The sequence below is a fragment of the Pseudomonas sp. 5P_3.1_Bac2 genome (assembly GCF_025465995.1).
Lineage (GTDB): Bacteria > Pseudomonadota > Gammaproteobacteria > Pseudomonadales > Pseudomonadaceae > Aquipseudomonas.
This window is the reverse complement of sequence record NZ_JANLNY010000002.1, coordinates 144,841-163,202: the sequence shown is the minus strand read 5'-3', so window position 1 is coordinate 163,202 and position 18,362 is coordinate 144,841. Positions and strand designations below refer to the sequence as shown.

At 58.3% G+C, this 18,362-nt stretch carries 23 protein-coding genes; 12 read left to right on the top strand and 11 right to left on the bottom strand.

The annotated features are described in order from the left end of the window. Window positions 1-11: 11 nt before the first annotated feature. Window positions 12-584 (bottom strand): ACP phosphodiesterase, encoded by a 573-nt coding sequence (locus NTD81_RS00785; protein WP_262178399.1) that lies wholly within the window; start codon window positions 582-584, stop codon window positions 12-14. A 124-nt stretch (window positions 585-708) separates the two neighbouring features. Between NTD81_RS00785 and NTD81_RS00780 the strand changes: the two genes are divergently transcribed. Genes NTD81_RS00780 through NTD81_RS00770 form a run of 3 tightly spaced genes read left to right on the top strand, consistent with a single transcriptional unit; the run spans window position 709 to window position 3,278 of the window. Continuing rightward, entirely contained in the window at window positions 709-1,011 is a 303-nt protein-coding gene (locus tag NTD81_RS00780) for an ArsR/SmtB family transcription factor (protein WP_262178397.1), read from the top strand. Between the two features lie 34 nt (window positions 1,012-1,045). Then, the gene (locus NTD81_RS00775; RefSeq protein WP_262178395.1) at window positions 1,046-2,218 is read left to right on the top strand and encodes an MFS transporter; all 1,173 of its coding nucleotides are present in this window, start codon (window positions 1,046-1,048) and stop codon (window positions 2,216-2,218) included. 10 nt (window positions 2,219-2,228) lie between these two features. Continuing rightward, entirely contained in the window at window positions 2,229-3,278 is a 1,050-nt protein-coding gene (locus tag NTD81_RS00770) for an alkene reductase (protein ID WP_262178393.1), read from the top strand. Between the two features lie 59 nt (window positions 3,279-3,337). Here NTD81_RS00770 and hisC read toward each other — a convergent pair whose 3' ends face one another. The 10 genes from hisC to NTD81_RS00720 all read right to left on the bottom strand — a co-directional run bounded on the left by hisC (window position 3,338) and on the right by NTD81_RS00720 (window position 11,274). Beyond that, window positions 3,338-4,390 (bottom strand): histidinol-phosphate transaminase, encoded by a 1,053-nt coding sequence (hisC, locus tag NTD81_RS00765; RefSeq protein WP_262178391.1) that lies wholly within the window; start codon window positions 4,388-4,390, stop codon window positions 3,338-3,340. Window positions 4,391-4,457: 67 nt separating this feature from the next. After that, window positions 4,458-5,768 (bottom strand): histidinol dehydrogenase, encoded by a 1,311-nt coding sequence (gene hisD, locus NTD81_RS00760; protein WP_262178389.1) that lies wholly within the window; start codon window positions 5,766-5,768, stop codon window positions 4,458-4,460. Window positions 5,769-5,962: 194 nt separating this feature from the next. Then, the gene (gene hisG, locus NTD81_RS00755; protein WP_262178387.1) at window positions 5,963-6,598 is read right to left on the bottom strand and encodes an ATP phosphoribosyltransferase; all 636 of its coding nucleotides are present in this window, start codon (window positions 6,596-6,598) and stop codon (window positions 5,963-5,965) included. Between the two features lie 4 nt (window positions 6,599-6,602). Next, a complete protein-coding gene (murA, locus tag NTD81_RS00750) occupies window positions 6,603-7,868 on the bottom strand; it encodes a UDP-N-acetylglucosamine 1-carboxyvinyltransferase (protein WP_262178385.1) in 1,266 nt (421 codons plus the stop codon). 12 nt (window positions 7,869-7,880) lie between these two features. After that, on the bottom strand, window positions 7,881-8,120 hold the full coding sequence (locus NTD81_RS00745; RefSeq protein ID WP_262178383.1) for a BolA family protein: 240 nt from the start codon (window positions 8,118-8,120) through the stop codon (window positions 7,881-7,883). 125 nt (window positions 8,121-8,245) lie between these two features. After that, a complete protein-coding gene (locus NTD81_RS00740; protein WP_262178381.1) occupies window positions 8,246-8,554 on the bottom strand; it encodes a lipid asymmetry maintenance protein MlaB in 309 nt (102 codons plus the stop codon). After that, the gene (locus NTD81_RS00735) at window positions 8,551-9,183 is read right to left on the bottom strand and encodes a phospholipid-binding protein MlaC (RefSeq protein WP_262178378.1); all 633 of its coding nucleotides are present in this window, start codon (window positions 9,181-9,183) and stop codon (window positions 8,551-8,553) included. Before NTD81_RS00735 ends, NTD81_RS00740 begins: the two co-directional genes overlap by 4 nt. Before the next feature lie 11 nt (window positions 9,184-9,194). After that, a complete protein-coding gene (gene mlaD, locus NTD81_RS00730) occupies window positions 9,195-9,668 on the bottom strand; it encodes an outer membrane lipid asymmetry maintenance protein MlaD (protein ID WP_262178376.1) in 474 nt (157 codons plus the stop codon). Next, a complete protein-coding gene (gene mlaE, locus NTD81_RS00725; RefSeq protein WP_262178374.1) occupies window positions 9,668-10,465 on the bottom strand; it encodes a lipid asymmetry maintenance ABC transporter permease subunit MlaE in 798 nt (265 codons plus the stop codon). Before mlaE ends, mlaD begins: the two co-directional genes overlap by 1 nt. Continuing rightward, on the bottom strand, window positions 10,465-11,274 hold the full coding sequence (locus NTD81_RS00720; RefSeq protein WP_262178372.1) for an ABC transporter ATP-binding protein: 810 nt from the start codon (window positions 11,272-11,274) through the stop codon (window positions 10,465-10,467). The genes mlaE and NTD81_RS00720 overlap by 1 nt, the downstream gene beginning before the upstream one ends. A gap of 254 nt (window positions 11,275-11,528) precedes the next feature. On the opposite strand from NTD81_RS00720, the gene NTD81_RS00715 reads away from it, so the two are divergent. The 9 genes from NTD81_RS00715 to rapZ all read left to right on the top strand — a co-directional run bounded on the left by NTD81_RS00715 (window position 11,529) and on the right by rapZ (window position 18,358). After that, the gene (locus tag NTD81_RS00715) at window positions 11,529-12,503 is read left to right on the top strand and encodes a KpsF/GutQ family sugar-phosphate isomerase (RefSeq protein WP_262178369.1); all 975 of its coding nucleotides are present in this window, start codon (window positions 11,529-11,531) and stop codon (window positions 12,501-12,503) included. Beyond that, window positions 12,503-13,027 carry a KdsC family phosphatase gene (locus tag NTD81_RS00710; RefSeq protein WP_262178367.1) on the top strand — a complete coding sequence of 175 codons (525 nt, stop codon included), beginning with the start codon at window positions 12,503-12,505 and terminating at the stop codon, window positions 13,025-13,027. The genes NTD81_RS00715 and NTD81_RS00710 overlap by 1 nt, the downstream gene beginning before the upstream one ends. Before the next feature lie 7 nt (window positions 13,028-13,034). After that, complete coding sequence (gene lptC / locus NTD81_RS00705; protein WP_262178365.1) at window positions 13,035-13,604, top strand: LPS export ABC transporter periplasmic protein LptC; 570 nt, start codon at window positions 13,035-13,037, stop codon at window positions 13,602-13,604. After that, window positions 13,591-14,133: a lipopolysaccharide transport periplasmic protein LptA gene (gene lptA / locus NTD81_RS00700; protein WP_262178364.1), complete on the top strand. Its 543-nt coding sequence runs from the start codon at window positions 13,591-13,593 to the stop codon at window positions 14,131-14,133. Before lptC ends, lptA begins: the two co-directional genes overlap by 14 nt. Window positions 14,134-14,135: 2 nt before the next feature. Further along, a complete protein-coding gene (gene lptB / locus NTD81_RS00695; RefSeq protein ID WP_262178361.1) occupies window positions 14,136-14,861 on the top strand; it encodes an LPS export ABC transporter ATP-binding protein in 726 nt (241 codons plus the stop codon). Between the two features lie 139 nt (window positions 14,862-15,000). Continuing rightward, complete coding sequence (locus tag NTD81_RS00690; RefSeq protein ID WP_262178358.1) at window positions 15,001-16,515, top strand: RNA polymerase factor sigma-54; 1,515 nt, start codon at window positions 15,001-15,003, stop codon at window positions 16,513-16,515. A gap of 185 nt (window positions 16,516-16,700) precedes the next feature. Next, complete coding sequence (gene hpf / locus NTD81_RS00685) at window positions 16,701-17,009, top strand: ribosome hibernation-promoting factor, HPF/YfiA family (protein ID WP_262178356.1); 309 nt, start codon at window positions 16,701-16,703, stop codon at window positions 17,007-17,009. A 15-nt stretch (window positions 17,010-17,024) separates the two neighbouring features. Further along, window positions 17,025-17,498: a PTS IIA-like nitrogen regulatory protein PtsN gene (ptsN, locus tag NTD81_RS00680; RefSeq protein WP_262178354.1), complete on the top strand. Its 474-nt coding sequence runs from the start codon at window positions 17,025-17,027 to the stop codon at window positions 17,496-17,498. Window positions 17,499-17,500: 2 nt separating this feature from the next. Further along, a complete protein-coding gene (gene rapZ, locus NTD81_RS00675) occupies window positions 17,501-18,358 on the top strand; it encodes an RNase adapter RapZ (protein ID WP_262178352.1) in 858 nt (285 codons plus the stop codon). Window positions 18,359-18,362 lie beyond the last annotated feature (4 nt).

The following is an 18,362-nucleotide window of genomic DNA, read 5'->3' as shown; positions in this document are numbered from 1 at the left end:
CACGGCGGCGGTTATTGCGCCTGCCGGGCGAAGGTCAATAGTTCGGGATAAAACGCCTTAAAGTCGGCCGTGAGCGGCTCATACAAGCGCTCCAGTTGCGGCATCGCGCCTTGCAACAACCCTGGGCGCGACAGGCGCCGGTCAATCCCCGCCAGCACCCGTGCCAATACGGCAAAGTCGCTGTAGCTGCCCAACCAATCCTGCGCCGCCATCAGCGGCGCAATCTGCGCTAAGCGCCCCGGCAGCGCGGGTTCGGCATCAAGCACCTGGTACACCCGCTGAGTGAACAAGGGCAAAGGTTCGGCGGCATAGTCGTGCCAATGCTGGGCCAGACAATGGTCGAAAAACACATCGAGGACGATCCCAGCATAGCGCCGCTGCTCGGGAGCAAAGCGCGCACGCGCACGGGCCAGCAAGCTGTGGCTATCGGTAAAGGCATCGATGCGCCGGTGTAAACGGATGGCCGCCTCAATCTCCGCCGGCCATTGCCCGCGTAAAGGCCCTTTGACGAAATCGCCATACAGGCTGCCAAGTAGTTGGGCCGGGCGGTCACCGCCCAAGTGCAAATGCGCTAAGTAATTCATCCCTACAGCTTACACATCAGCCGAGTCGATGGAGACTATCGGCACTAACAATCTGTATATCGCCAACTAACGATATAAGGTTCGCCTCACGCCTGCCCTTCGCAGCCTGAGTGACGCACCGCCCATGAATGAACAACTCGACGACCTGATCAAAGCCCTCGCCCACCCGGTGCGGCGCGACATTTTGCATTGGTTGAAAACCCCCGAGCAGTACTTCAGCGAGCAAGGCCACTCACTCGAACTAGGCGTTTGCGCCGGGATGATTTTCAAGCGCTGCAACCTCTCGCAGTCCACGGTTTCTGCCCACCTCGCCAGTTTGCAGCAGGCTGGTTTAGTCAGCAGCCAGAAGGTCGGCCAGTGGCACTTCTTCCGCCGCAATGAAGCCGTCATCCAAAACTTTTTACAGCAGCTTGGCCAATCCCTCTGAGCCCTGCCCCACTTAATTGACCGGAGACTATGGCATGCCTGCCGCCCTATTCGTCCTAGCCTTATCGGCCTTTGCCATTGGCACCACTGAGTTCGTCATCATGGGCCTGCTGCCTGACGTGGCCAACGACCTGCACGTGTCGATCCCCGGCGCGGGCTGGTTGATCACCGGTTACGCCTTAGGTGTGGCGCTGGGTGCACCGATCATGGCGCTGCTGACCGCCAATTGGCCACGCAGAACTTCACTGCTGGTACTGATGACGATCTTTATCGGCGGCAACCTGTTCTGCGCCTTGGCCCTTGATTACGAGATGCTGATGCTCGCGCGGGTAATCACGGCCCTCTGCCACGGCGCCTTTTTCGGCATCGGTTCAGTGGTCGCCGCCAGCCTAGTACCGGCCAACCGCCGCGCCTCTGCCGTCGCCTTGATGTTCACCGGCTTGACCTTGGCCAACGTGTTGGGTGTGCCGCTGGGCACCGCCTTAGGTCAGTACGCCGGCTGGCGCACGCCGTTCTGGGCGGTGACGGTGATTGGCCTGCTCGCCTTTATCGGCCTGTGGCGCGCCTTGCCACGCAATCAACAAGCAGAGCGCGCCGATCTGATGAGCGAGCTGCGAGCCCTGCGCGGCAGCGGCTTGTGGTTGGCGCTGAGCACCACGGTGTTGTTCTCCGCCTCGATGTTTGCCCTGTTTACCTATATCGCCCCACTGCTAACCGACGTGACTGGGGTGACACCCCGTGGCGTGACCTGGACCCTGCTGCTGATCGGCCTCGGCTTAACCGTCGGTAACGTGCTCGGCGGGCGCTTAGCCGACCGCAGCCTTAAAGGCACCTTGCTCGGCGTGTTTGTCGCCATGGCGCTGGTCAGCGGCCTGTTTAGCTGGACCAGCCAGGTTGTGCTGGCGGCCGAAGTCACACTGTTTATCTGGGCCCTGGCCACCTTTGCCGCCGTACCGGCGCTGCAAGTCAATGTGGTGAGTTTTGGCAGCGGCGCGCCCAATCTGGTTTCCACCCTCAATATCGGTGCCTTCAACCTCGGTAATGCCCTTGGCGCCTGGGTCGGTGGCCAAGTCATCGAGGCCGATTTAGGCCTGCGTAGCATCCCCCTCAGCGCCGGCGCCCTGGCCCTCTTCGCGCTGGTGACCACCCTGCTGACGTTTGCCAGTCAAAACCGAATTTCTATCGCTCGTACACAACCTAACCATTGAGGAAACACCCATGAGTAGTTTGTTTAATCCACTGCAACTCGGCGAACTCACGCTGAATAACCGCATCATCATGGCGCCCCTGACCCGCACCCGCGCTGAAGCCGGTCGCGTACCAGGCCCACTGAATGCTGAGTATTACGCCCAGCGCGCAAGCGCCGGCTTGATCATCAGCGAAGCCACTTCGATCAGCCCACTGGCCGTAGGCTACCCAGACACCCCCGGGATCTGGAGCGACGCCCAAGTGCGCGGCTGGAGCAACGTGACCAAGGCGGTGCACGGCGCGGGCGGCAAAATCTTCCTGCAACTGTGGCACGTCGGGCGTATCTCTGACCCGGTCTACCTCAACGGCGAACTGCCGGTGGCACCTAGCGCTATTCGTCCAGCCGGCACTGTCAGCCTGGTTCGTCCAGAGAAGGGCTACGTGACCCCACGCGCCCTGGAAAGCGAAGAAATCGCCGAGATCATCGAGAGCTATCGCCAAGGCGCGGAAAACGCCAAAGCGGCGGGTTTTGATGGCGTGGAAATCCACGGCGCCAATGGTTATCTGCTCGATCAGTTCCTGCAAAGCAGCACCAACCTGCGTACCGACAACTATGGTGGCAGCCTGGAAAACCGTGCGCGCCTGCTGCTGGAAGTCACTGACGCAGTCATTAGCGTATGGGGCGCCGGCCGGGTTGGTATGCACCTGTCGCCACGCGCCGACGTACACGACATGGGCGACAGCAACCTGAGCGAAACCTTTAGCTATGTCGCCCGCGAGCTGGGCAAGCGCGGCATCGCCTTTATCTGCGCGCGCGAGCGGGCAGCCGATGACAGCCTGCTGCCTAGCCTGAAGAAAATCTTTGGTGGTGTGGTAATCGCCAACGAAGGCTTCGATAAGGCACTGGCCAGCGCCTGGATCGACAGCGGTAAAGCTGATGCCGTGGCCTTTGGTGTGCCGTTTATTGCCAACCCGGATCTGCCGGCACGTCTGCTCAAAGATGCGGCGCTTAATCCGCCGCGTCCAGAAACCTTCTACGGTTCTGGCCCACAAGGCTATACAGACTACCCAGCACTCTGAGCAACACCCAGGCTTGTCGCGAGCTGGAAAAACGCGGCAAGCCTGGTTCTAGCTAAACCTTACAGGGTGCTTAAGGCATCCAGTAGGGCTTGGTTCTGCTCCGGCGTACCGATGCTGATACGCAGGTACTGAGCAATGCGTGCTTGCTTGAAGTGACGCACGATCACCCCCTGCTCACGCAGGCCCGCGGCCAAAGTCGCCGCGTCCTTTTGCGGATGGCTGGCAAAGACGAAGTTCGCCGCTGACGGCAACACCGTAAAGCCCAACTGCTGCAAACCCGCGACAGTCTGCTCACGGCTACTGATTACCTGCTGGCAGGTGTGCGCGAAGTACTCTTTATCGGCAAAGGCCGCAGCCGCACCGGCAATCGCCATGCGATCCAATGGATAGGAGTTGAAGCTGTTCTTCACCCGCTCCAGCGCCTCGATCAGATCGGCATGCCCTACCGCGATACCGACACGCAGCCCCGCCAACGAACGCGACTTGGACAGCGTCTGGCTGACCAGAAGGTTCGGATACTTATTCACCAACGCAATCGCCGACTCGCCACCGAAGTCGATATAGGCTTCGTCGACCAGCACCACGCTATCCGCATTGGCCGTCAGCAAACGCTCAATCGCCGCAAGCGTCAGCAGGCAACCAGTCGGGGCGTTAGGGTTAGGGAAGATAATCCCGCCATTGGGCCGCGCATAATCTTCCACACGGATCTGGAACTGCTCATCCAGGGCAATGGTTTCATGCGCAATGCCATACAGGCCGCAATACACCGGATAAAAGCTGTAGCTGATATCGGGAAACAGCAGCGGCTTGTCCTGTTGAAACAGACCGTGGAAGGCATGGGCCAGCACTTCATCAGAACCGTTACCGACAAACACCTGATTGCTCTGCACCCCGTAATACTCAGCCACGGCCTGCTTAAGGCGGTCGCTATTCGGGTCGGGATACAGCCGCAGGTCGTCGTTCAGCTCAGCCTGCATCGCGGCGATGGCCTTAGGCGATGGGCCGTAGGGGTTCTCATTGGTATTGAGCTTAACCAGCTTAGTCAGCTTGGGTTGCTCACCCGGCACGTAAGGCACCAGGTCTTTTACGAAGGGGCTCCAGAATTTGCTCATCTGCCCTTCTCTCCTCAAATGGGTCTGTGGGCGCGGGCTCGCGTGGTGAACGCGAACCCAGCGGCGATCAGTCTTTGATACGGTATTCAGCACTGCGGGCGTGGGCGGTCAGCGACTCACCGCGAGCCAGCACGCTGGCGATCTTGCCCAGCTCGGAGGCGCCTTGCGCCGAGCAGTGGATGATCGACGAACGCTTCTGGAAGTCATACACCCCCAACGGCGAGGAATAACGCGCCGTGCCGGAAGTCGGCAGCACGTGGTTCGGCCCAGCACAGTAGTCGCCCAACGCCTCGGCGGTGTAACGGCCCATAAAGATCGCACCGGCGTGGCGAATCTCCGGCAGATACTGCTCGGGGTTCTCGACCGACAACTCCAAGTGTTCCGGCGCAATGCGGTTAGCCACTTCGATGGCCTGCTGCATGTCTTTAACCAGAATCAGCGCGCCGCGACCTTCTATGGAAGTGCGGGCAATGCTCTCGCGCTCCAGCGTCGGCAGCAGTTTGGCGATACTGGCGGCGACACGATCAAGGAACTCGGCATCGGGGCTGACCAGAATCGACTGCGCGTCTTCGTCGTGCTCGGCCTGGCTGAACAGATCCATGGCGATCCAGTCCGGATCGGTCTTGCCATCGCAGACCACGAGGATCTCCGAAGGCCCGGCGATCATGTCGATGCCCACTTTACCGAACACGTGACGCTTAGCCGTGGCCACATAGATATTGCCCGGGCCGACGATTTTATCCACTGGTGGCACACTTTCAGTGCCATAGGCCAAAGCCGCGACGGCTTGCGCGCCACCGATGGTGAACACCCGGTCAACCCCGGCAATGCAGGCCGCAGCCAACACCATTTCGTTAATTTCGCCACGCGGGGTCGGTACCACCATCACCACTTCCGGCACACCGGCGACTTTCGCCGGGATAGCGTTCATCAGCACCGACGATGGATAGGTGGCCTTGCCGCCTGGCACATACAGGCCAGCGCGATCCAGCGGGGTGACTTTCTGCCCGAGCACGGTGCCGTCGGCTTCGGTGTAGCTCCAGGAATCCTGACGCTGATGTTCGTGGTACTGGCGCACGCGCTGCGCGGCCACTTCCAAGGCCTCGCGCTGCTCGGGGCTGATACGGCTCAGGGCCAGTTGCAGACGCTCGCGCGGCAGAATCAGATCCGCCATGGCGCTGACTTCAAGGCCGTCGAACTTTTGCGTGTACTCCACCAATGCGGCGTCGCCACGCTCACGTACGGCCTGGATGATTTCTAAGACGCGATGATTGACTGCATCGTCCGACACACTTTCCCAGCTCAGCAGATGATCCAGATGCTGGGCAAAGTCCTGGTCAGCGGCATTGAGACGGCGGATAGCGATTGCAGCGGTCATAGCAGGCCTCATTATGGTTGGGCGAATACTCGGGCGTCGCTAGGCTACCAAGCCCTCCGTATGGACGCCCGAGAAAATTGGCTATGAGACGGATAGGCGAACGCGGCGGATTGCCGCGCTATATCACTTGCCGGGGATGCAGCGGCTCAAGCACGGTGGTTTCACCGCCAGCAGCCGCTAGGCAAGTTGGACTGTCAGTGTGGATGTCGCTCTTCGACAGCGACGCGCAGGGTTTCAATCAACGCCTGAATCCGTGCGTGCTGCATCTTCATCGAAGCCTTGTTCACCACCAGTCGCGAGCTGACCTGGGCGATCAGTTCTTGCGCTTCCAAACCGTTGGCACGCAGAGTGTTGCCGGTATCGACCACGTCGATGATCTTGTCCGCCAGACCCACCAAGGGTGCCAGCTCCATGGAGCCGTACAGCTTGATGATATCGACCTGACGGCCTTGCTCGGCGTAGTAACGCTTGGCCACGTTGACGAACTTGGTCGCCACCCGCAGACGGCCCTTCGGCTCAGGCACACCCACTGCGCCTGCGGTCATCAGCTTGCAGCGGGCAATGCGCAGATCCAGTGGCTCATACAGGCCTTGGCCGCCGTATTCCATCAGCACGTCTTTGCCGGCCACGCCCAAATCGGCGGCGCCATGCTCCACATAGGTTGGCACGTCGGTGGCGCGCACGATCAGCAGACGAACGTCATCCAAAGTGGTGGGGATAATCAGCTTGCGGCTTTTATCCGGATTCTCGGTCGGCTCGATGCCTGCCGCCGCCAGCAGTGGCAGGGTGTCATCGAGGATGCGACCTTTGGACAGAGCAATAGTCAGCATGGTCTTAACCCGGCACTCGGCGAATCTTCGCACCCAGCAACTGCAGTTTTTCTTCGATGCACTCGTAACCACGGTCGATGTGGTAGATGCGGTCGATCAGGGTGTCGGAGTCTGCCACCAGTGCGGAGATCACTAGGCTTGCCGAAGCACGCAGGTCGGTGGCCATCACTGGCGCGCCCTTGAGCTGCTCAACCCCGGTAACGATGGCGGTGTTGCCGTCGACTTCGATTTTGGCGCCCATGCGCAGCATTTCGTGCACGTGCATAAAGCGGTTTTCAAACACGGTTTCGATCACGGTGCCAGTGCCTTCGGCAATGGCGTTGAGGGCAATGAATTGCGCCTGCATGTCCGTGGGGAACGCCGGGTACGGGGCGGTACGCAGGTTGACGGCTTTCGGCCGCTTGCCATGCATGTCCAGCTCGATCCAGTTGTCCCCACAGGTGATCTCAGCGCCGGCCTCTTGCAGCTTCGACAACACGGCTTCGAGCGTCGTTGGGTCGGTGTCTTTTACCTTAACCCGGCCGCCGGTAGCGGCAGCCGCCACCAAGTAGGTGCCGGTTTCAATACGGTCAGGCATCACACTGAAGCGCGCGCCGCCTAAGCGCTCGACGCCATCAATGGTGATGGTGTCGGTGCCGGCACCGCTGATTTTGGCGCCCATGGCGATCAGGCAGTTGGCCAGATCCACGACTTCAGGCTCACGCGCGGCGTTTTCCAGCACGCTGCGGCCTTTAGCCAGGGTGGCCGCCATCATGATGTTTTCGGTACCGGTCACGCTGACGGTATCGAAGAAGAATTTAGCGCCACGCAGGCCACCTTCTGGCGCGCGGGCTTTGATGTAGCCGCCTTCCACGTCGATGATCGCGCCCATGGCCTCAAGGCCACGGATGTGCAGGTCGACCGGACGCGAACCAATGGCGCAACCGCCTGGCAGAGCCACTTCAGCCTGGCCGAAGCGAGCCACCATTGGCCCCAGCACCAGAATCGAGGCGCGCATGGTTTTCACCAGCTCGTAAGGCGCGACCAAGGTTTTGATCGCTCGCGCATCCACCTCAACGCTGAGCTTTTCGTCGATCACAGGCTCAATACCCATGCGCCCGAACAGCTCGATCATGGTGGTGATGTCGTGCAGGTGCGGCAGGTTGCAAATGGTGACCGGCGCGTCGCCGAGCAAGGTCGCAGCGAGAATCGGCAGGGCAGAGTTCTTCGCCCCGGAAATGCGGATTTCGCCATCGAGGCGCACACCGCCGGTAATAATCAGTTTGTCCATGATTCTCTCGGTTTAGGAGCGCGCGGCCCAATCGGCACGGCTAAAGAATTTCATGCTCACGGCGTGGATACTGCCATCGGCAATCCAGGCGTTGAGGTGGGCGTAAATCTGCTGCTGACGTTTAACCGGGCTCAAGGCCGCCAACTCATCGCTAATCAGATTCAATTGGAAGTTGCAGCCTTCTCCTTCAACTTCAATCTGGGTGTTAGGCAACTTAGCCTCAAGGAGACTCTTTACTTCTAAGGCCTGCATGCTCAACCTCGATCAATGCATGGAATAACGACAGCCGAGCAGACGCTCGTGGGCCGAGCATCATACAAAAAAAGCCTAGCGCCTGCGAATTTTGGATTACCACGTTGCGTCCAACTGGCCGGTAATTAGCTGCTCAGCGGCAGAATTTCCAGCAAGCCGCTGACTCCGGCGATCTCCCGCATATCCTTGGGCAGATCGCGCAGACTGAGACTCTTACCCGCTGCTTGGGCGTCGCGCATAAAGGCCAGGAGCAAGGCGATGCCGACGCTGCTGGACTTCACCACGCCGCTGCAATCAAGGACAAAAGCTTGGGCTTGACTGGCTTTAAGCAGCTTGCCGCCCTGCTCACGCAAGGCCGGGCCACTGAGGTAGTCCAGCACTCCCGCCAGCTGTAACTGACCGGGAGTGGTTTCCTGAATGCTAGCCTGACTCACGATCCGTTAGCCCCTTGGCGGGCCTTAGCGACTGTTTCGGCCCAAGTGTCGATCACCTGGTCGAGGTTGTTGTGGTGATTCTGCATGGACTGCGCAAACTGATCGCGGAACAGCTTGCCGATGTTAATGCCATTAATCACCACGTTACGCATGCGCCAAGCACCCGTTTCGTTAACCATGGTGTAGGACAGCGGATAGATCGTGCCGTTGCCGTCCTTGATTTCCATGTTCACCGAGGTGCGCTGCGGATCTTGCTGGCCAGTCACTGGCAATACGCGGATGTCTTGGTTGTTGTACTCAAGCAAGGCGTTGCCATAGAACTGCATCAGGCTGCGTTTGAAATTCTCTTCAAAACGCTGCATCTGCGCAGGCGTCGCTTGCCGCGAGTAACGTACGGTCATCACGCCACGGGAGATGCCGTCGACATCCACCACCGGGCCCAGGATGTTGTTCAGTGCGGTGTAAAAAGCGCCCGGATCATGACGATACAGCTCTTTATTGGCTTTCAGGTCGGACAAAAGGGTATCGGTTGTCTGCTGCACCACGTCATGGGCAGTCGGCGCCGCCAGCGCTGAGAAACTCAGCAGCGCCAAACCAGCCAGAAGACCACTACGGATAAAGTTCAACATGTTCAAAACCCTTACTTATCGGCTTGGTCTTTATTGACCGAATTCAGCAAAAACTTACCAATCAAGTCTTCCAGCACCAATGATGACTGGGTGTCATGTATGGTGCCGCCTTCCTTGAGCACTTCATCGTCACCGCCAACACTGATGCCGATATATTTTTCACCCAGCAAGCCGGCGGTCAGGATTGATGCCGTGGAGTCCACGGGCAAATTATTCACGTCGTTGTCCAACAGCATAGTGACGCGCCCAGTGTAGCTATCACGATCCAGATCAATGGCAGTGACCTTACCAATGGTGACCCCGGCCATGGTCACCTTGGAGCGCACGGTCAGCCCGGCGATATTGTCGAAGTTGGCATAGACCTTATAGCTACTGTCGTTATTGCCCACGGTTAAGCCACTGACGCGCAGGGCTAACAATAACAAGGCCAACAACCCGGCCAACAGGAACAAGCCGACACCCACTTCCAGCGTGCGGTTCTGCATCAGAAATCTCCAAACATCAACGCGGTCAGAATAAAGTCCAACCCCAATACGGCTAGCGAGGCATATACAACGGTTTTAGTAGTGGCGCGACTGATACCTTCTGAAGTCGGCTCACAGTCATAACCTTGGAACACGGCAATCCAGGTCACCACAAAGGCGAAGACCATACTTTTGATCACGCCGTTCAGCACATCATCGCGAAACGACACACTGCTCTGCATGTTGGCCCAGAACGAGCCGTCATAAACACCCAGCCAGTCCACCGCCACCATCGCCCCGCCCCAAATGCCGACCACGCAAAAGATCATGGCCAGCAGCGGCATGGAGATAAATCCAGCCCATAAACGGGGAGCGACAATATATTTAAGCGGATCGACACCGATCATCGACAGACTCGACAACTGCTCGGTGGACTTCATGTTGCCGATTTCAGCGGTTAACGCAGAGCCTGCGCGCCCCGCAAACAGCAACGCCGTCACCACCGGACCCAGCTCGCGTAACAGGGTCAACGCCACCATCTGCCCGACGGCTTGCTCGGAGCCGTATTTCTGCAAAATGCTGAAGCCTTGCAGCGCCAACACCATGCCGATAAACACGCCCGAGACCACAATGATGGCCAGCGACATAACACCCACCGAGTGCAGTTGCTTGACCAGTAACTGAAAGCCATTGCCACTGCTGCCACGGCCAAACAGCGCACGCAGCAAAAACAGGCCGGAACGGCCTAAGCTCACCAGTACATCAATTCCCGCCCGACCAAACAGACCCACCCGCTCAAGCACAGATGTCTTGCGCATCAGCGCCCTCCCAGAAGATCTTCACGATAGCTACGTGCAGGATAGTGAAATGGCACCGGACCATCCGGCGAACCCTGCATAAATTGCCGGATGCGCGGGTTATCCGAGCCCATCAACTCATCCGGAGTTCCCTGCCCCAGCACCTGGCTATCACCCACCACATAGATGTAATCAGCAATGCTGGCGGTTTCCGCCAGGTCATGGGACACCACAATGCTGGTGATACCCAAGGCGTCATTCAGCAGGCGAATCAGGCGCACCAGCACGCCCATGGCGATCGGGTCCTGACCGACGAAGGGTTCGTCATACATGAGGATTTGCGGATCGAGGGCAATCGCCCGCGCCAAGGCCACCCGGCGCTTCATGCCACCCGACAGTTCATCCGGCATCAGCTCTACCGCCCCGCGCAAACCTACGGCTTGCAGCTTCATCAGGACGATGTCGCGGATCATCTCTTCCGGCAATTTGGTGTGCACCCGTAGCGGAAAGGCTACGTTCTCAAACACATCCAAGTCGGTAAACAACGCACCGCTTTGAAACAGCACGCCCATCTGCTTGCGCATATCAAACAGATCGCTGCGCGACAGTTTGGGCAAGTCCAAGCCATTGACCCAAACTTCCCCCTGGCTGGGCTTAAGCTCAGCGGCGATCAAGCGCAACAAGGTGGTTTTACCGCAGCCAGACGGCCCCATGATCCCGGTGACCTTGCCACGCGGAATGCGAATGTCGACGTTATTGAAAATATCCCGCTCGCCACGCTTAAAACTCAGGCCTTTAAGCTCGACGGCATACGGGTTCTCGGCGCTCATTTAAACTCCTTGCTCACAACTGCATGGCTGACGACTTTTATCTGCATCAAAGAACTTCAGCCTCCGTCGCACTACCGAAAATAGCCGCTGACTATAGCACTGGCACCATAAGCAGCCAAAGCTGAACTTCAGCTGAACACCGCGTATAGCGACTCTAAAGAGCCATCAACACGCATGGGGTTGTAGAAAAACTGGGCAGTCACACCTTTACCGTTATAATCGATAACTTTTAGCCAGTCCGCCACAGAGTTTAAATGAGCCAACCTAGTGATCTGATCAAGTCTGCGCAGCGCACCATCCGCCTGGAAGCGGAGGCTATCAACGAACTTTTGCCGCGCATTAATGCTGACTTCACCCGCGCTTGCGACCTGATTCTGGCCAGTAAAGGCCGTATTGTCGTGGTGGGCATGGGCAAATCGGGTCATATCGGCCACAAAATTGCAGCCACCCTGGCCAGCACTGGCACCACCTCTTTCTTTGTCCATCCGGCGGAAGCCAGTCATGGCGACATGGGCATGATTACCCGCGATGACGTCGTGCTGGCCCTGTCTAACTCCGGCTCCACCGCCGAGATCGTGACCCTGCTGCCGCTGATCAAACGCCTGGGCATCACCCTGATCAGCATTACCGGCAACCCGGAATCGCCCCTGGCCCAAGCCGCCGAGGTCAATCTGGACGCCAGCGTCAGCCAAGAGGCCTGCCCGCTCAATCTGGCACCCACCTCCTCAACCACCGTGTCGTTAGTACTCGGTGACGCGCTGGCCATCGCCCTGCTGGAGGCCCGCGGCTTTACCGCCGAAGACTTCGCTTTCTCGCACCCAGGCGGTGCCCTGGGCCGCCGGCTGCTGCTGAAAGTGGCCAACGTGATGCATAGCGGCGACGCGCTGCCCTGCGTCCACCGCGGCACATCGCTGCGCGAGGCATTGCTGGAGATGACCGAAAAAGGCTTAGGCATGACCGTGGTAGTGGACGATGATGGCCGTTTGGCCGGGATCTTCACCGACGGCGACTTGCGCCGCGCCTTGGATCGCAACATCGACGTGCGCCAGGCCAGTATCGATGAAGTAATGACCGCAGGTGGCAAGGTTGCCCGTGCGGAGATGCTCGCCGCCGAAGCGGTGAAAATCATGGAAGACCACAAAATCAACTCGCTACCCGTGGTCGATGAACACAACAAGCCAATTGGCGCCTTTAACTTAGGCGACCTGCTGCGTGCTGGAGTGATGTAATGCTGGATGATCTTCTGCAACGCGCTAAAGCCGTGAAACTGGCGGTATTCGACGTCGACGGCGTATTGACCGACGGCAAGCTGTACTTTTTGGTTGATGGCAGTGAGTTCAAGACCTTCAACACCCTGGACGGCCACGGCATCAAGATGCTGATCAACTCCGGTGTGCGTACCGCCATCATCACCGGGCGCAAAACCCCTGTGGTAGAACGACGCGCGCAAAACCTGGGCATTCAGCATCTGTATCAAGGTCGCGAAGATAAGCTGGTGGTACTTGATGAACTACTCGCTGAACTTGGCCTAAGCTATGCAGAAGTCGCCTATCTGGGCGATGATCTACCCGATCTTCCGGTTATTCGCCGCGTAGGCTTGGGTATGGCAGTAGCCAGCGCTGACAGTTTTGTCCGTCAGCATGCCCATGGCATCACCCGAGCACGGGGTGGCGAAGGCGCTGCACGGGAGTTCTGTGAATTGATCATGCAGGCCCAGGGCACCCTGACGGCCGCGCAAGCTGCGTACTTATAGGTCACCCATGCCGCGTAAATTGACCCAAAGCATCCTGCTTACCCTGGCTGTTGCCCTGCTGATTGCACTGGGCTACTGGAATTTACGGCCAAGCAGTTTCGATGAGGCGCCAGCGCAAGATAACGCTGCCAGCCTGATCGACTTCTATGCCGAGAACACCTACACCATCGAGTTTCAAGAGGACGGTAAGCTCAATTATGAGCTGAACGCCAGCAAAGTCGAACACCTGAAGGCCAGTGATGTCACATTGGTGACCGCACCGGACATGGATATGTATCGCGGCAAAGAAAGCCCCTGGAAGATTCGCAGCCTACGCGCTGAGGTCTCACCCGGCGGCACCGAGGTCGAGTTGATCGACCAAGTCAGCATTAAGCGCGCTGACGCTAAGGGTAATCCCACCGAGCTCACCACCAGCCGTCTGACCGTATTCCCCGATAAGGACTACGCGCAGACGCAGCAAGCCGTAAAGATCGACACGGCCGAAGGGGTGACCACTGCGGTGGGCATGAAAGCGTACTTGAATGACAGCCGGATGCTCCTGCTGTCCAACGTAAGAGGTCAGCATGAGGCTCGTTAACACCCTCCCCCTATTATTCAGCCTCGGTGCTGCACTCTCTAGTTTCCACGCTTGGGCCTTGCCGACCGACAGCAGCCAGCCCATCCGCATCCAAGCTGACAGCGCTGAACTGGACGATAAAAAAGGCGTGGCCGTCTATCGTGGCGGCGTGATCATCACCCAGGGCAGCATGAAAGTGACTGGCGATACCGTGACCATCACGCAAAACGCCCAAGGTGAAGTGGAAGTCTTCACCTCTGTCGGCCGCCCAGCCTATTTCGAGCAGCGCCCATCCCCTGAAAAGGACTTGGTTAAAGCTTATGGCCTGACTATTCAGTACTTCACCACCAACGAGCGCGTGATACTGATCGACCAGGCTAAAGTCATCCAAGAAGGCAACACCTTCGAAGGCGAGAAAATCGTCTATGACACCAAGCGCCAGATCGTTAACGCTGGCCGTGCCACCGGCACCAATGTCTCTGCGCCACGTCCGCGCATCGACATGGTGATCCAACCGAAGAACAAACCAGCTCCCCAGCAGGCGCAGTAATAATGGCCACATTGAAAGCCCAACACCTGGCCAAAGCCTACAAGGGCCGCCAAGTCGTGCGCGACGTTAGCCTGAATATCGAAAGCGGGCAGATCGTCGGCCTACTGGGCCCTAACGGCGCCGGTAAAACCACCTGCTTTTACATGATTGTCGGCTTGGTCCAGGCTGACCAAGGCCGGGTGATGATCGATGACCTCGACGTCAGCTACCAGCCTATGCACGGCCGCGCGCGCGCCGGCATTGGCTACCTGCCACAGGAGGCGTCGATCTTCCGTAAGCTCAGCGTTGCCGACAACATCATGGCGATCCTCGAGACCCGTAAAGACCTCGACGCCGCTGGCCGCCGCCAGGCTCTGGAAGACCTGCTGCAGGAATTCCACATCAGCCATATCCGCGACAGCCTCGGCATGAGCTTGTCCGGTGGTGAACGGCGCCGCGTGGAAATTGCTCGCGCCCTGGCCACCAACCCGAAATTCATCCTGCTCGACGAACCTTTCGCCGGGGTGGACCCAATTTCGGTGGGCGATATCAAGCAAATCATCCAGCACCTGAAAAGCAAAGGCATCGGCGTATTGATCACCGATCACAACGTGCGTGAAACCTTGGATATTTGCGAGACAGCCTACATTGTCAGCGACGGCCAACTGATTGCCGAAGGCGACTCTGCCGCCATCTTGGCCAACCAGACGGTTAAAGAAGTTTACCTCGGGCACGAGTTCCGCCTGTAAACGCAGCTTTTATTAAGCTTCGTTCAGGCAGAGCTAGGCAAAACCCTTAAAGTCAGGCATATAATTTGCTTCCTAGTGGCGTTTTTATCCTAGCGCCCTGTAGTGGATTGCGCACAGACGCCGGTAAATAAGGTCTGCAATGAAACCATCGCTAGTCCTGAAGATGGGCCAGCAGCTGACGATGACGCCGCAGCTGCAACAAGCCATTCGCCTCCTCCAACTGTCGACCCTGGATCTGCAACAAGAGATTCAGGAGGCCTTGGAGTCCAACCCAATGCTCGAACGCCAGGAAGATGGCGACGACTTCGACAATTCGGACCCTATGGCCGATGGGGCGGAGACGGCGAGCAATAGCGAACAGACTGACGCCTCGTTCCAGGAGAGCAGCTACCAAGAACCCAACCAGACTGTGGACAATCTGGAAGAAGGCGATTGGAACGAGCGCATCCCTAACGAGCTGCCGGTCGACACCGCGTGGGAAGACATCTACCAAACCAGCGCCAGCAGCCTGCCCAGCAGCGCCAGCGATGACGACGAGTGGGACTTCACCACCCGCACTTCCACCGGCGAAAGCCTGCAAAGCCATTTGCTCTGGCAGCTCAATCTGGCGCCAATGTCGGATAAAGACCGGCTGATTGCCGTAACCCTGATCGACTGCATCAACGAGCAGGGCTACCTCGAGGAAACCCTTGAAGAGGTCTTAGAAGCTTTCGATCCCGAGCTGGATATCGAGCTCGATGAAATCGAAGCGGTGCTGCGCCGTATTCAACAATTTGAGCCCGCCGGGATTGCCGCGCGCAACTTAGGCGAATGCTTGCTTCTGCAACTGCGCCAGTTGCCAGCAAACACCCCATGGCTGGCCGACGCCCAGCGTTTGGTGAGCAACTACCTCGATCTGCTCGGCAGCCGCGACTACAGCCAACTGATGCGCCGCATGAAGCTCAAAGAAGACGAGCTGCGCGTGGTCATCGAGCTGATTCAAAGCCTCAATCCGCGCCCAGGCTCGCAAATCGAGTCGAGCGAGCCGGAATACGTGGTGCCCGACGTCATTGTGCGTAAACACAACGAACGCTGGCTGGTGGAGCTGAACCAGGACGCCATGCCGCGCCTGCGGGTCAATGCGCAGTACGCCGGCTTCGTCAAACGTGCCGACTCCAGCGCCGATAACACCTTTATGCGCAACCAACTGCAAGAAGCGCGTTGGTTTATCAAAAGCCTGCAAAGCCGCAACGAAACCCTGATGAAGGTGGCCACGCAGATCGTCGAGCATCAGCGCGGTTTCCTCGATTACGGCGACGAAGCCATGAAGCCTCTGGTGCTACATGACATCGCCGAAGCCGTGGGCATGCACGAGTCGACTATTTCGCGGGTGACCACACAGAAGTTTATGCATACCCCACGGGGTATTTATGAACTTAAGTACTTCTTCTCCAGCCACGTCAGCACCTCCGAAGGCGGTGAGTGTTCGTCGACGGCAATCCGCGCCATCATCAAAAAACTGGTCGCGGCGGAAAACAGTAAAAAGCCATTGAGTGACAGCAAGATCGCTGGTCTACTGGAAGAACAGGGCATTCAAGTCGCCCGCCGTACAGTGGCTAAGTACCGTGAGTCCCTCGGTATAGCGCCTTCCAGCGAGCGTAAGCGGTTGATTTAAGGCGACATTTAATAGCTAGAGACAGATAACACGCGAGAACCTGCCCAGGTCGTCGTAAAGTAGCCATACTGATGCCAAGAGCCTCCACCCTGACCCCGGCCGGCCCCTCTTTAGGGACCAGCCAAAGTGTTTCGGCAGCAGGCCTAAGGCCTGCTTCTCACACCTGGCAATAAGGAGAAAGCGGTATGCAAGTCAACATCAGTGGGCACCAGCTGGTAGTGACCGACGCGCTACGCGACTACATCACCGAAAAACTCGGTCGATTAGAACGCCACTTCGACAAAATCACCAACGTGCAAGTCATCTTGGAGGTTGAGAAACTCAAACAGAAAATCGAAGCCACTTTGCGTGTGGCCGGGGCTGAAGTAGTGGCCAATGCCGAGCACGAAGACATGTATGCCGCAATCGATTTACTCGCCGACAAACTCGACCGACAACTTATTAAACACAAGGAAAAACAGCTCGATCGCCAGCAAGGCTTAGTGGCTCGCTGAGATCGTCTCTCTCCTATGATCCGACTCGAATCCATCCTGACCCCCGGCCGCGCCCTTGTTGGCGTGGCGGGTGGCAGCAAAAAACGTGTGCTCGAACAGATTGCCAACTTGGTCGCCCGTGAGCTGCCCGACCTTGATGGCCAAGACATCTTTGAAAGCCTGATCGCACGGGAAAAACTCGGCTCCACCGGTTTCGGCAATGGTATTGCCATCCCCCACTGCCGCCTCCCCGGCTGCACCGCACCGATCAGTGCGGTTCTGCGCTTGGATGCCGCGGTGGATTTTGACGCCATCGACGGCATGCCAGTCGATCTGTTGTTCGTTCTGCTCGTCCCACAAGAAGCCACCGACGCCCATCTTGAACTGCTGCGCCAGATCGCCAGCATGCTCGACCGCAGCGACGTGCGTAACAACCTGCGCCAAGCAGCCAGCAGCGAAGCCTTGTACCAAGCGGTGGTAGACGCACAACGCCAGCTTAATCAGGCTTAATTATGCGGCTGATCATTGTCAGTGGCCGATCCGGCTCAGGTAAAAGTACCGCCCTCGATGCCCTCGAGGACAGCGGTTACTACTGCATCGACAACATGCCGGCGGGTCTGCTGCCGGATGTGGCCGAGCGGGTGTTGATTGAAAGCGAGCTGGTGCAGCCCAACGTGGCCGTGTCGATTGATGCGCGCAACTTGCCCAGCCACCTGCAACGTTTTCCTGAACTGCTGGCCGAATTGCGCTCGCGCAATATCCGCTGCGATGTGGTGTACCTCGACGCCGACGAAGAAAGCCTGCATAAGCGCTTCTCGGAAACCCGCAGGCGGCACCCGCTAACCACTGACAGCCGCTCGCTGAGCGAAGCCATTCGTGATGAAGCCCTGCTGCTGGCGCCGATTATTGACTTGGCCGACCTGACCATCGACACCACGGCGCTGAACCTCTATCAGCTGCGCGACATCCTCAAGCTCCGCCTGCTCGATCAGCCAGAGCCAGGTACGGCGTTTTTGCTTGAGTCGTTTGGCTTTAAACGCGGCATGCCGATTGATGCCGACGTGGTCTTCGATGTGCGCTGCTTGCCCAACCCTTATTGGAAGGCCGACCTGCGTGATTACTCGGGTCTGGATCAACCCATCATCGACTACCTGTCGGGCCTGCCCGACGTGGAGGAAATGTATCAGGACATCCTCGCCTACCTGAGCAAATGGCTGCCGCGCTTTGCCGCCAGCAACCGCTCCTATGTCACCGTGGCGATCGGCTGCACCGGCGGCCATCATCGTTCCGTGTACTTAGCTAACCGCCTTGGCCAAGCCTTAAAGCCCAGCCTGAAAAACGTTCAGACTCGCCACCGCGACCTCGATTAAGGAA